Source organism: Actinomyces slackii (assembly GCF_900637295.1).
Lineage (GTDB): Bacteria > Actinomycetota > Actinomycetes > Actinomycetales > Actinomycetaceae > Actinomyces > Actinomyces slackii.
This window is the reverse complement of the sequence record NZ_LR134363.1, coordinates 873,665-886,822: the sequence shown is the minus strand read 5'-3', so window position 1 is coordinate 886,822 and position 13,158 is coordinate 873,665. Positions and strand designations below refer to the sequence as shown.

Here is a 13,158-nt window from a genome sequence, read left to right as displayed (position 1 = left end):
CGGCGGAGGCGGCGGTCATACGGTCGCGCATCGGTCGCTCGGTCCGGCATCGCCCCGCAGTTCACAAGGCGGTCGGGAGGCCACGAGGCGATCAGGAGGCGCAGCGCACGCGCGCCAGAATGCGCGGGGCACGGCGGGCGTGGATCTCGGCGACCAGTTCGTCGTCCTCCCGCTGAAGCCAGGCCCCCCAGTCCTCGATCTCGGGGAAGCGGCGTAGCAGGGCGCGGCGCTCACGCTCAGTCAGTCCGCCCCACACACCGAAGCTGGACTCGGAGTTCAGCGCCTCCGCCAGGCACTCCATGCGCACAGGACATGCGAAGCACACCGATCGAGCATCACGCTGCTCAGCACCCTTGCCGAAGAGATGGTCTGGCTCAACCGTCGCGCAAGCAGCCCTGGCGGCCCAGGTCTGGTCATCAGTGGTCATGCTCTCCCCCTAGAACGCCGAACGTCTCTGTCAGCCGCGTCACAGCCGTTACCGTATGGCAACCGATCGTCACACACCAAATCTCCCTGGTGGAGCCCATCTCAATGCGCGGTCACCCCAATGGCTCTCGCCAGCAGGGCCGTCGCCCTGGCGGCACCCGCCTTCACCTGCGCACTTGACCTCCATCGGCGGCCATATCACCGGCTGGCACCGCCCCTGACGTTCTCTGACAGCGAGGGCCTGAAGATTAGTCCACATCCGCGATTGACATCGGCACAGGCCAGCATCTATAGGCGCCAGGGCACGTCACGCGCATCTTCCCCTATCGCACGTCTCCACCCCGGCGGGCGCGGCCCCTTCCACTGCCCGCACACACCCCTCTTAGGCGCTTCCCAGCGCCCGAGGGGGCCACACCACAGCGCCGGACCGCCGTTTGGACGTAGTCTGAGGGGCATGTCGTCATCCTCCGCACGTGGACGCTCCCTGAGCCCGGCTCAGGTCGTCTCGATGCTCCTGGTCTTCCTCCTGCTGTCCAGCGCCGGTGGCATCCTCTCGGCAGGCTTCGCCGCGCCCTTCGTGGGCGCCGCCAGCGCGATCACGAATGCCTCCGCCCAGCTCTTCGAGGAGCTGCCCAGCGACTTCGAGATCCAGGAGCCCAGCGAGGTCTCGGTGATCAAGGCCTCCGATGGCACGCAGATCGCCGAGTTCTACGCCGAGAACCGCATCGTCGTGCCCCTGTCCGACATCTCGGTCAACATGCAGAACGCGATCGTGGCCGTGGAGGACCAGCGCTTCTATCAGCACAAGGGCGTGGACCCCACCGGCATGATGCGCGCCCTGGTGTCCAACACCCAGTCCGACTCCCGCCAGGGAGGCTCAACCCTGACCCAGCAGTACGTGCGCAACGTCCTGGTGGAGGCCGGCCTGAAGGAGGATGATCCGGCCGCCATCCAGGAGGCCACCGAGTCAACCATCCCCCGCAAGCTGCGGGAGGTGAAGTACTCCCTGACCCTGGAGCAGAAGTACTCCAAGCAGCAGATCCTGGAGGGCTACCTCAACATCGCGCCCTTCAGCCCCTCGACCTACGGGGTGGAGGCCTCCGCGCAGCACTACTTCTCGCATTCGGCCAAGGAGATGACCGTCCCCGAGGCCGCCCTCATGGCGGGCGTGACCAACGCCCCCAGCGCCTTCGACCCAGTGGCCTACCCCGAGTACGCCAAGAAGCGCATGGACTGGGTGCTGTCCAAGATGCTGGAGGAGAAGTTCATCACCCAGGAGCAGCACGACGAGGGCGTCGCCACCCAGATCGCCGACATGCTCAACGTCAAGCCCGAGCAGGCCGCGGGCTGCGGCGCCGCGGGCAATGCCGCGTACTTCTGCAGCTATGTGGTCAACGAGATCCTCAACTCCGACATCTACGGCAAGGAGGTCTCCGACCGCCGTCAGCTGCTGGTGCGCGGCGGCCTGACCATCACCTCCACCCTGGATCTGGGCAAGCAGCAGGCCGCCCAGCAGGCCATTGAGAGCGTGATCCCCACCGACGACCCCTCCGAGGCCAAGACCACGGTGGCGTCTGTGGAGCCCGGCTCGGGCCGGATCATCGCCATGGCCCAGAACACGGCCTTCGGCAGCCCCGATGAGACTCATCCCCAGGCCACCCAGGTGGTCTTCGCCGCCGATGCCAAGCACGGGGGCTCCGCGTCGGAGTCGGGCTCCTCCGGCTTCCAGCCCGGCTCCACCTTCAAGGCCTTCATCCTGGCCCAGTGGTACCAGGAGGGCCGATCGGGCTACACCACCTTGAACACCCGGCCGCGCCAGTTCTCCGCAAGCTCGTGGAACATCTCCTGCGCTCCGGAGCTGGCTGACAGCTGGGCGCCCCAGAACGTCAACTCCAGCCTGGACGGCTCCCACTCGGTGGTCTCCGCCACCCAGCAGTCCATCAACGTGGGCTACGCCGAGATGCTCAACATGATGGATGTGTGCGCGGTGACCGATCTGGCCGCCAAGATGGGCATCACCACGAATGACGGCTCCCCGCTGGAGCCCCGTCCCTCCATCGTGCTGGGCTCCCAGGAGGTCCCGCCCCTCAACATGGCGGCGGCCTTCGCCACCTTCGCCGCCTCGGGCACCTACTGCCGGCCCATCGCCATCGACTCCATCACCGACACCAACGGCACCGAGATGGCCGTGCCCTCCGCGGACTGCTCCCAGGCCATGACGGAAGAGGCGGCGAACAAGACCGCCAACACCCTGACCTCCACGACGCAGGCACCGCGGGGCACCGCCAAGGACGCCGCCTTCGGCCGTCCCATCGCCGGCAAGACCGGTACCACCGACAACAACGACAATGTGTGGTTCGTGGGCTTCACCCCTGAGCTGTCCACCGCCACCTGGGTGGGGCATTCCGACGGCTACTGGCCACTGAACAACCAGGTGATCGGCGGCCGGATGTACGGCACCATCTACGGCTCCGACCTGGCCGTGCCGATCTGGCGCAACTACATGTCCGCGGCGCTGGAGGGCGCGCCCGTGCAGTCCTTCCCGCCGGCGGACCTGGGCGGCGGCGGGGGCTCGAGCCCCTCGAGCTCCGGTGGCTCTGGTGGCTCAGGCGGCTCCGGGTCGGGGTCCAGCAGCAACAACGAGGGCTGAGTGGTGAGTGGATTCTCCTTCCCCAGGGCGGCACTGAGCACCCTGGGCGGCGCGGTCGTGCTCGGTGCCGGCACCCTGGCCTACAGCCTCCTGGAGGCGCGCCGACCGGTGGTCCGCCGCATCGAGGTCCCGGTCCTGGCTCCCGGCGAGGAGCCCATCACGCTGCTGCACCTGTCGGACCTGCACCTGACCGACCGCACCGAGTGGCTTGTGGAATGGGTGCGAGGCCTGGCGGATCTGCGCCCCGACGTCGTCATCAACACGGGGGACAACCTCTCCCTGGCCTCCGGGCTTGAGCCCCTGCGCCGCGCCCTGGAGCCCTTCCTGGAGTTGCCGGGAGCCTTCGTCATGGGCGACCACGACTACCGCTCCACGGTTTTCAAGCTCCCGGTGCGCTACCTGCGACGCGATCCGCGCAGCGCCGACGACCCGCAGCGCGAGGCCGCCATCCAGGCCCTGCCCTGGGAGGAGGTCCGCGACCTTCAGGCCTCCGGTGGGTGGGCGGACCTGACCAACGCCCGCGGCGGGCTGCTGGTCCGCGGTCGACGCATCGAGTTGGTCGGCGTCGACGATCCCCATGTGCACCGGGATCGGTTCCCGGCCGCCGTCGAGACCGGCGCGATCGGCCTGCCGGCGGTCCTGGATCATGCGGGCCGGGCGCTGCGCCTGGGCCTGCTCCACGCCCCCTACCAGCGGGTGCTCACCATGATGGCCAACGACGGCGTCGCCCTGGCCCTGGCCGGGCACACCCATGGGGGTCAGTTGTGCCTGCCCGGCTACGGGGCGCTGGTGACCAACTGCGACCTGGACACCTCGCGCGCCTCCGGGCTCTCCCATTGGCCCGACGTCGATCCGACCGCCGTCGACAGCGATCGGCTCATGCGCCTGCACGTCTCAGCCGGCCTGGGCACCAGCCCCTACACGCCGGTGCGCCTGGCCTGCCCGCCCCAGGCCGCGCTGCTGACCCTGGTCCCCGCCTGACTGACCCGTCACTCCGCCAATTTGCGCGAGTTCGTACTTTTCCGGGCCCGGAAAAGTACGAACTCGCGCAAATTGGCGGAGTCAGGGCTAGCGGCGCCAGCGGGCGAATCCACCTTCGGAGTTGATGACCTGCCCGGTGATCCAGCGCGCCTCGTCGGTGAGCAACCAGGTGATGAGGCGGGCGGCGTCGTCGGGCTCCCCGTAGCGGCCGAAGGGGAACATGCCGGCGATCGTGGCGAAGACCTCTTCGGTGAGGTAGCCGGTGTCCACCGGGCCCGGGTTGACGGTGTTGACCCGGATCCGGGCGTCGGCGAGCTGGTCGGCGATGGTCAGGGTGACCCCGGCGATGGCGGCCTTGGCGGCGGCGTAGGCGATCTCACCGGGCATCGGCCCCTGCGCCTGGCCCGAGGTCAGGAAGACGATCACCCCTCCCGCGGTCGCCGTTCCCGAGGCGAAGGCCTCCTGAGAGGCGAAGGCCTGGGCCAGGAGGATGGAGGCGCGGGCATCGACTCGCCAGTGCTGGTCCAGGACCTCCTCGGTGAGGTTCCCCAGCGGGCCATCGGGCTCGCTCATGGCCTGATTGCAGACCAGGGCGTCGATATGGCCGTGGGCCTTGGTCGCGGCCTCCATGAGGCGCTGGGGCTCGCCGGGGGCCGCGAGGTCGGCGTGGATGCTGGTCAGTCGTTCGCCGTCCGTCACATGAGTGCCGATCGACTCCATGACGGCGTCGATATCGTCAGCGCCCCATGACTGAGCGGTGTCATGGGGCGCGTAGTGGTGGGCGATGATGCTGGCGCCGTAGGCCGCGGCCCGGCAGGCTATGGCATGGCCGATCCCCTGGCGACGGCTGACTCCGGTGATGAGGACGGTGCGCCCGGCCAGCGGCAGCTGATCGCGGGCCAGAGGATGCAGGAGGTTGGGTGCGACTGTGGCGTCTGCGAGGTCAGGTATGCGGTGATGTGCGACGTTGCTCATGATGCCAGTCAACGCGATGCGCCTGCGCAGTGCAGTCCCATGGGTAGGACGCCCCATCGCGCACGTGACCGAGCACTCAGCCAGCCCGATTTCCCTCCCCTGTCACCGCGCCGCTATAGTTGCGCCTGCTGCACTCGGGGTGTGGCGCAGTTTGGTAGCGCGCTTCGTTCGGGACGAAGAGGTCGTGGGTTCAAATCCCGCCACCCCGACCGATGAGGATGCCCATGAGCTTGCTCATGAGGCATCCGAAGAGGGAGGGGTCGTAGGCCGTCAGGCCGAGCACCCCGACGACGAGAAGGCCCGCGAGCTTGCTCGTGAGGCATCCGAAGAGGGAGGGGTCGTAGGCCGTCAGGCCGAGCACCCCGACGACGAGAAGGCCCGCGAGCTTGCTCGTGAGGCCTTCGAGGAGGAGGGGGTCGTAGGCCGTCAGGCCGAGCACCCCGACGAGAAGAAGGACGCCACCCGCCAGCGAGCCTGCGACGCTGGATGGGTGGCGTCGTCACCGAGAAGACCCGCCATCATCACGCGACGCCCCAGTCGCGCCCACCCGAATCGCGCGGACGACGCCGCCGCGCCCAGTTCCGCTGACGGAGTTCCCCCGCGCCCCTGGACAGTCCCTGGACAGTGCTGCCCATACCCCCGCCTCGGCCGAGCCCCTATCGTGACGGTGCTGCCATCGGGCATTCCCATCGAAGCGCGTATCTGACAGGAAGAGCACCCATGAGACTCACTCACCGTTGCCGCACGGCAATGACCGTCGTCGGCCTGGCCGGGGCTCTGAGCCTCACGGGCTGCGGCTTCCTGCCCCTGCCCGGCGGCGACGACGCCGCAGACTCGACAGACTCGACCACCGCCTCTCAGGAGGAGACTCAGGACTCGTCCGACGAGTCCTCAGCGAGCAAGGACTCCTCCGACGGCTCCTCGTCCAAGGCCTCCGAGACGGCCTCAGCCACCGCCTCCCCCGCCCCCGACGGGTACACGGAGATCACCACCCCCACGACCGGCATCACCTTCGCCATCCCGGAGGACTGGACGGATCTCAGCACTCTGTCCGAGGAGGAGCGCCGGCAGACAGCCGAGGACCACGGCATGACTCTTGAGGACCTCAATGACTACCCACGACGATTCGATCTGGTCGTCTTCGCCCCCGAGGCGGAGAACGGGATCACGAGTCACCTCGCTGTCGCCAAGAAGAAGCTCCCTCGCTGGGAGTCGGTCTCCGAGGCCGACGTCTCCGAGATCCTCGAGGGTGATGGCGCCACCGTGGCCTCCTACGAGACGGTCCAGACGGCCAACGGCGAGGGCGTCCGCGCCCTCTACACCTTCTCCTCCGACGACGGAGTGGAGATCCACGGCATCCTCCTCGCGCTTCCCAACTCCGAGCAGGAGAAGGTCGCCGTCTTCATCACCACCTCCTCCGCGGACAGGAGCAAGGAGATCGCCGACGTCGTCATCGAGACCGTGCACTGACGCCCCACCGCCCCGGCCCTTCCCCACTCCCTCTCCTCGCCCCGCTTGTGACCGGCCTGGCCACAAGCGGGGCGAGACCCGTGCACCGCACCGACCCCCTGCATTCACCGGCGCCACCACTGGCGCTAGGCTGGTCCACCGTGGGATCAGCGATAGGGAAGCACGGTGGTCACGATGCCTGACTCAGCCGATTCGCGCACCCAGGGCCAGCGCCTTGCCCGCCTGCGGCGCCTGGAGGCGTTCCTGGGAGCCGGCTTCGCCCTGTCCCTCATCGTCTGGACGGCCCTGACGCATACCGGCGCCCTCGATGCCCTGGATGAGACCCTGGGCGCCCCCGTGCCCGCCCTGCGATCGACCCTTGGCCAGATCCTCGAGGCACTGGCCCTGCTCACCCACCCCCTGGTGATCCTGACGGTGATCGTCGGCTGGGCGCTCTACTCCTACAAGCGGCGCATGCGCCGCCTGGGGCTGGCGCTGGCGCTGGCCGCACTGGGCATCCCCGCCCAGGTGCTGCTGTCCTGGGCCATGGCCCGCCCCGCGCCCTCGCCGGCCTTCACCGACTCCGTCTCAGCGGTGGTCCCCACCTATCCCAGCGCCCACGTCACCGCCATGACCCTGGCCGCCTGGGTGCTGGTCACCCTCATCCGGGCGCACCGTCGCGGCTCCTCGCTGGTGGCCCTGGGCACGGTGCTGGGCTATGGGGCTGTGGCGGGAACCGCCGTCGAGCAGTGGCTGCTGGGGCTGGCCCGGCCCTCCGACCTCATCGGGGGGTTCCTCCTGGGGGCGGCCGTGGCCAACCTGGCCCTGCGGGTGGGCGGGGTGGAGTCGATCCTGGCCGCCTGGGCGCTGCGCCGCCGCCCCCGTGAGGCGCCGGAGCGCCGCGTGGCCATCATCGTCAACCCCACCAAGGTCGACGACCTGTCCCTGCTGCGGCGCCGCGTGGAGTCCGAGGCATCCGCCGCCCACTGGCAGGCGCCGCTGTGGCTGGAGACGACGCCGGAGGACGCGGGCCATGAGATGACCCGACGCGCCCTGGCCGCTGGCGTGGACCTGGTGATCGTCGCCGGTGGGGACGGCACAGTGCGGGCGGTCAGCTCCGAGTTGGCCACCACCTCCACTCCCATGGCGCTCATGCCCTCCGGCACGGGCAATCTGCTGGCCCGCAACCTGTCCATCCCCCTGGATGCCGACGACGCCCTGCGCCTGGCCCTGACCGGTGACCCGGTCTCGGTGGACATCATCGAGTGCGTGCACGACGGCGGCCGCGAGCGCTTCGCGGTGATGGCCGGGATGGGCCTGGACGCCCAGATCATGGAGTCCACCGACGCGGGCCTGAAGAAGGTCATTCGCTCGGGCGCCTACGCGGTGGCCGCGGTCCAGAACGCCGGGCTGGAGCCCTTCTCGGCCTCGGTCAGCCTGGATGGCGCCGAGCCGCGCGAGCAGCAGATGGTCATGGCGCTGCTGGGCAATGTCGGCACCATCACGGCGGGGGTCACGCTGTTCCCCAATGCCTCTCCCCGTGATGGCCAGGTGGACCTGCTGCTGGCCAATCCGGATCGGGTGGTGGACTGGGCGCGCCTGGGCGCCCAGGTCCTCACCGGCCAGGAGATGCCGGGATTCACCCTGGCTCGCGCGCGCCGGGTGCGCATCGAGGCCGATTCCGCGGTGCCCTTCGAGCTCGACGGCGATACGGCCGGGACCACCCGCGTCCTGGAGGCACGGGTCCTGCCCGAGGCGCTGCGCGTGATCGCCCCGACTCCCTAGGGTCTGCTCGCCGCGCCCCGCCCTGTCCGAGCCTGTCCTAGAATGGCGCGGACCTCTAGCCCAGACAGGAGCCCCATGCGTTCTCGACTCACGGTCGCGCTCGGACACGCGGCCCGCCTGGCCGCCCGGATGCGCGGCGGCGGCAGCGGTGGAACCGCCTTCCCCGGACTGGTCATGGAGCGCACCGATCCTGGTTTCCTCTCCCGCACCCTGGGGCGCCTGCCCCACGGCGTGATCGTGGTCTCGGGCACCAATGGCAAGACGACGACGACCAAGATGGTGGTCCAGCTGCTGCGCGAGCAGGGGCTGAGGGTCTTCACCAATCGCACGGGCTCGAACTTCGTGCGCGGGGTGCTGGCCTCGCTGCTGACCGAGGTCGATGCGGCCGGGCGGCTGGAGGCGGATATCGCGGTCCTGGAGCTCGATGAGGCGCATGCCGTCCACTTCGTGGCGCAGATGCCGCCGCGGGCCTGCCTGCTGCTCAATGTCATGCGCGACCAGCTCGACCGCTTCGGCGAGATCGACTACACGGCCTCCCTGCTGCACACCATCGCCACGGCCACGCGCGAGGTGGTGGTGGTCAATGCTGACGACCCGCGCCTGGCCTCCCCGGATTTCCTGGGGGATGTCTCGGCTCGCACGGCGGCCTTCGGCATCGGCGCTCGCCTGCGCTCCCTGTTCCTGTCCGACGACGATCTGCGCTCGGGCGCGGACGATGCCCCGGCCGAGGGCCAGGAGCGGCCGGCCGCCGATGCCGGCGCGCCCGCGCCGCGGGTGACCCTGGAGGCCATCGAGGGCCAGCGCGCCACGGTGCGCGTGGATGGGGCGGATCATCAGGTGGACTTCACCATTCCCGGTGTCCACAACCAGCTCAATGCCTGCGCGGCCCTGGAGGTGGTCCTGGAGGTTCTGGGCGATCGCGCCGACCTGCCCGGGCTGCTGGCCACCCTGGGGCGCGTGGAGGCGGCCTTCGGGCGCGGTGAGGTCCTGACCCTCGATGGCCGCCCGGTCCAGCTCTCCCTGGTCAAGAATCCGGCGGGCTTCCGCATGGGGCTGCTCTCCGCCGCCGCCCAGGCACAGGACGGCGAGGCGGTGATGGTGGCGATCAATGACGAGTACGCCGATGGCCGGGACATGTCCTGGCTGTGGGATGTGGACTTCTCCGCCCTGCGCGCCGGCGGGGTCGATGTGGTGACCGGCGTGCGCTGCTGGGACATGGCCCTGCGCCTGGACTATGACGAGGTGGGGGTCGACGCCGTCGAGCCCGATCTGCGCAAGGCCCTGGATCTGCTCAGGCAGGCCTCGGCCACGGCCGACCGGCCCATGCGGGTCTTCACCACCTACACCGCCATGCTCTCCCTGCGCGCCATCCTGGGCGGGCTCACCGAGGTCGAGGAGGTCATGTCGTGACCGCGTTCTACGAGCACAGCACCCAGGGCCCCGCACGCGGCACCATCCGCCTGCTCCAGCTCTACCCGCGGGATATGAACATCTACGGCGACTGGGGCAACACCCTGGTGCTGGTCCGCCGGGCCCAGAGGCAGGGCTACGACGTCGAGCTGGTCTCCTACGACCCGGGGGGCGAGCTCCCCGAGGGGGTTCACCTGGTGGTGGGCGGCGGTGGTCAGGACTCCGGTCAGGACCGCATCAAGGAGGATCTGCTGGCGGTGGGGCCCCAGTTGCGCGCCTGGGCGGCCGACGGCGTCCCCATGCTCGTCATCTGCGGGCTCTACCAGCTCTTCGGGCACCGCTTCGCCACCGGGCAGGGCGCTGAGATTCCCGGGATCGGGCTGATCGACGCCGAGACCCGCGCCGGTCAGGGCCGCCTGATCGGCAATATCACCCTGGACACCGAGGAGTTCGGCCAGGTGGTGGGCTACGAGAATCACTCGGGCCTGACGACGCTGGGCCCGGGGGCCCGCCCGCTGGGGACGGTGCGCGTGGGCGATGGCAACAACGGCTCGGACTCCACCGAGGGCGCGCGGGTCCATCACGTCATCGGCTCCTACCTGCACGGCTCCCTGCTGCCCAAGAACCCGGTGGTGGCTGACTGGCTCCTGGAGCGCGCCGTCGCCCTGACCGGGGCCGCCTGGGACCCCGAGCCCCTGGATGATGCCTGGGCCGAGCGCGCCCGCGCCGTGGCCGTGAGCCGCCCCCGCTGAGTCGTGCGGCGTGAGGCCGTCGCTGCCGGTGATGGACTGGGAGGACCCCGATGGAGGCCCTCAGTCCCAGGTCAGCGCGGTGTTGCCTGAAGACGGCGCGCCCATACGGGCTCCGTGACCCCTCATGCGGTCGCCGTCACGCCCGGCAGGCTGACATGTGAATCAGGAGAGGCTACCCTCAAAGTGCGCGGAGATGAGCCTCGCGCTCATCGCGCTCACCCCGATCATCCGACGATCAACCAGAGGACAGCCGTGAACACCTCCTCCCAGAGCCACGGACCCCACAGCGGAGCGGGCGAGGAGACCCGGCTCTCGGACCTGCGGCCCGGGCACTGCGCCACCATCACCGGGGTCGGCGCCGAGAGCCCCGATCCCGCGCAGGCCCGCCTGACCCGGCGCCTCCAGGACCTCGGGCTCATCCCCGGCCGCACCATCTCCGCGAGCCGGCGCGCGCCGCTGGGCGACCCCACGGTCTTCACCGTCGCCGATTACGAGCTGTGCCTGCGCCGGAGCGACGCCGAGCAGGTCCGCATCACCGCGGCTCGCAAGGAGGCGGACTCGTGAGCGCTGATCACTGCGGGCACGACGGCGCGGGGAACGACGGCGGCTGTCACTGCGGGGCCTCCAGCACCACCGTTGTGGCAGGGGCCCGCCGCGTGGCCCTGGCCGGCTCCCCCAACGCCGGCAAGACCAGCATCTACAACACCCTGACCGGGCTGCGGGCCAAGACCGGCAACTACCCCGGCGTCACGGTGGCCCGCTCCCAGGGCAGCTGCTCGACCGCCAACGGCACCGTGACCATCGAGGACCTGCCCGGCGCCTACTCCCTGGAGCCCATCAGCCCCGATGAGCGGATCGTGCGCGATGTCCTGACCGGCCAGCACCAGCAGGTCGAGAGCCCCGACGCCCTCATCGTCGTCATCGACGCCACGACGCTGCGCCGCGGCATGACCTTCGTGGCCGAGGCCCTGGGGCTGGGCCTGCCCACCTGCCTGGCCGTGACCATGACCGATGAGCTGACCCGGCGCGAGGGGCGGCTCGACGTCGAGGCCCTGGGCCAGGCCCTGGGCGTGCCCGCCGTGCGGGTCCTGGGCCACCGCGGGCTGGGCATTCCCGAGTTGCGCGAGCACCTGGACCAGATCGCCACCTGGCCGCGCACTCCTATCGCCCCGCCCACCGACCCGGGTGAGCTCGCCTCATGGACGGACTCCATCCTGGCGGCGGCCGACTACGCCTCGCCGGTCGCCGACCGCACCACCTCGGCCATCGACCGCGTGCTCCTGCACCCCGTGGCGGGCACGGCCGTGTTCTTCGCCGTCATGTACACCTTCTTCCAGGCGATCTTCACCTGGGCGGCGCCCTTCCAGGATGCGATCGAGGGCGTCTTCGGGGCGCTGTCGGAGGCCATCCACGGCTGGCTGGACGCCTCCGCCCCGCTGCTCGCCGGGCTGCTGGCCGATGGGATCGTCGGCGGAGTGGGGGCGGTGCTGGTCTTCCTGCCCCAGATCATCATCATGTTCCTCATCATCGCCGTCCTGGAGGGCGTGGGGTACATGTCCCGTGCCGCCTTCCTCATGGACCGGGTGATGAGCAAGGCGGGCCTGGAGGGGCGGGCCTTCGTGGCGCTGCTGTCCTCCTTCGCCTGCGCGATCCCGGGGATCATGGCCACCCGCACCCTGCCCAGCGCCAGGGACCGCCTGGCCACCATGCTCTCCGCCCCGCTCATGACCTGCTCGGCGCGGCTTCCGGTCTACGTCATCATGATCTCCCTGCTGGTGGACTCCGATGCGAGGATCGGGCCCTTCGGGGCGCGCGGGACGGTCATGTTCGCCCTCTACCTGCTGGGGGCGTGCTCGGCGATGGTGGCGGCCTGGGTGGTCAAGCGCCTGACCGACCGCGACGGCGTGCTGCTGCCCTTCTACATGGAGATGCCGCCCTACCGCCTGCCGCGGCCCCGCGCCGTGGCCCTCATGGTGTGGGATGCCTGCAAGGGGTTCATCAAGAAGGCCAGCACCATCATCACCCTGACCACCATCGTGCTGTGGGTGCTGCTCAATGCCCCCATGCGCTCCGAGGCCGACTTCGCGGCGCACTGCGCCGCCGATGCCGAGTGCGCCGCGGTATCGGCCGCCGTGGAGGATCCCTCCTCCTCGCGGGTCATGGGCGAGGACGGCGCCCCCATCACCGAGGCCGAGGAGCTTGAGGCGCTGCTGGAGGCCCACCGGACCTCCTACACCATGGACAACTCCTGGGCCGCCTCCATCGGCCGGGCGCTGGAGCCGGTCTTCGAGCCGCTGGGCTTCGAGTGGCGCATCAATGTCGCCGTCGTCTCCTCCCTGGCGGCGCGGGAGACCTTTGTGGCCACTCTGGGGCAGATCGCCGCCGCGGAGGACCCCGAGGAGCCCACCTCGCACCTGGCGACGATGACCTACCAGGAGGACACGATCACCAACAAGGCCGGGGACCAGCTCTTCAACCCCGCCACCCTGGCGGCGATCCTCGTCTTCTTCGTCTACGCCCTGCAGTGCATGGCCACCGCCGGGGCCATGCGCCGCGAGACCGGGACCTGGAAGTGGCCGCTCATCGCCTACGGCTACATGTTCGTCACCGCCTGGGTCATGGCCGCCCTGGCCCGCGCGATCGTCGCGGCCCTGCTGTGAGGCTGTGGAGCTCGCGGGCGGGCGCGAGAGCCCGAGCCCAGTCGGAGTCGCGCTCCGGCCTGGGCCCTGG

Annotated in this window: 11 protein-coding genes and 1 tRNA gene; 9 read left to right on the top strand and 3 right to left on the bottom strand. The window is 70.1% G+C overall.

Going from position 1 to position 13,158, the window contains the following annotated elements:
• Nucleotides 1-91 precede the first annotated feature (91 nt).
• Nucleotides 92-427, bottom strand: coding sequence for a WhiB family transcriptional regulator (locus EL266_RS03605; protein WP_026426398.1), 336 nt, complete (start codon nucleotides 425-427; stop codon nucleotides 92-94).
• 453 nt (nucleotides 428-880) lie between these two features.
• On the opposite strand from EL266_RS03605, the gene EL266_RS03600 reads away from it, so the two are divergent.
• Nucleotides 881-3,076: a transglycosylase domain-containing protein gene (locus tag EL266_RS03600; RefSeq protein WP_084500482.1), complete on the top strand. Its 2,196-nt coding sequence runs from the start codon at nucleotides 881-883 to the stop codon at nucleotides 3,074-3,076.
• Between the two features lie 3 nt (nucleotides 3,077-3,079).
• The gene (locus tag EL266_RS03595) at nucleotides 3,080-4,057 is read left to right on the top strand and encodes a metallophosphoesterase (protein ID WP_034514676.1); all 978 of its coding nucleotides are present in this window, start codon (nucleotides 3,080-3,082) and stop codon (nucleotides 4,055-4,057) included.
• Nucleotides 4,058-4,144: 87 nt separating this feature from the next.
• Here EL266_RS03595 and EL266_RS03590 read toward each other — a convergent pair whose 3' ends face one another.
• Nucleotides 4,145-5,032 carry an SDR family oxidoreductase gene (locus tag EL266_RS03590; protein ID WP_084500510.1) on the bottom strand — a complete coding sequence of 296 codons (888 nt, stop codon included), beginning with the start codon at nucleotides 5,030-5,032 and terminating at the stop codon, nucleotides 4,145-4,147.
• A gap of 135 nt (nucleotides 5,033-5,167) precedes the next feature.
• Between EL266_RS03590 and EL266_RS03585 the strand changes: the two genes are divergently transcribed.
• Nucleotides 5,168-5,241: transfer RNA gene (locus EL266_RS03585), tRNA-Pro, on the top strand.
• On the opposite strand, the gene EL266_RS03580 is transcribed toward EL266_RS03585, so the two are convergent.
• Complete coding sequence (locus EL266_RS03580; protein ID WP_126412132.1) at nucleotides 5,223-5,471, bottom strand: hypothetical protein; 249 nt, start codon at nucleotides 5,469-5,471, stop codon at nucleotides 5,223-5,225. The genes EL266_RS03585 and EL266_RS03580 overlap by 19 nt on opposite strands.
• Nucleotides 5,472-5,752: 281 nt before the next feature.
• Between EL266_RS03580 and EL266_RS03575 the strand changes: the two genes are divergently transcribed.
• From EL266_RS03575 to feoB, 6 genes are all read left to right on the top strand, one after another.
• The gene (locus EL266_RS03575) at nucleotides 5,753-6,502 is read left to right on the top strand and encodes a hypothetical protein (protein WP_126412130.1); all 750 of its coding nucleotides are present in this window, start codon (nucleotides 5,753-5,755) and stop codon (nucleotides 6,500-6,502) included.
• 174 nt (nucleotides 6,503-6,676) lie between these two features.
• On the top strand, nucleotides 6,677-8,266 hold the full coding sequence (locus tag EL266_RS03570) for a diacylglycerol kinase family protein (RefSeq protein ID WP_051280982.1): 1,590 nt from the start codon (nucleotides 6,677-6,679) through the stop codon (nucleotides 8,264-8,266).
• A 75-nt stretch (nucleotides 8,267-8,341) separates the two neighbouring features.
• Nucleotides 8,342-9,676 (top strand): Mur ligase family protein, encoded by a 1,335-nt coding sequence (locus EL266_RS03565; RefSeq protein WP_026426392.1) that lies wholly within the window; start codon nucleotides 8,342-8,344, stop codon nucleotides 9,674-9,676.
• A complete protein-coding gene (locus EL266_RS03560; protein WP_026426391.1) occupies nucleotides 9,673-10,428 on the top strand; it encodes a type 1 glutamine amidotransferase in 756 nt (251 codons plus the stop codon). The genes EL266_RS03565 and EL266_RS03560 overlap by 4 nt, the downstream gene beginning before the upstream one ends.
• A gap of 252 nt (nucleotides 10,429-10,680) precedes the next feature.
• Entirely contained in the window at nucleotides 10,681-10,992 is a 312-nt protein-coding gene (locus EL266_RS03555) for a FeoA family protein (protein ID WP_051280963.1), read from the top strand.
• Nucleotides 10,989-13,088, top strand: coding sequence for a ferrous iron transporter B (gene feoB / locus EL266_RS03550; RefSeq protein WP_026426389.1), 2,100 nt, complete (start codon nucleotides 10,989-10,991; stop codon nucleotides 13,086-13,088). The genes EL266_RS03555 and feoB overlap by 4 nt, the downstream gene beginning before the upstream one ends.
• Nucleotides 13,089-13,158 lie beyond the last annotated feature (70 nt).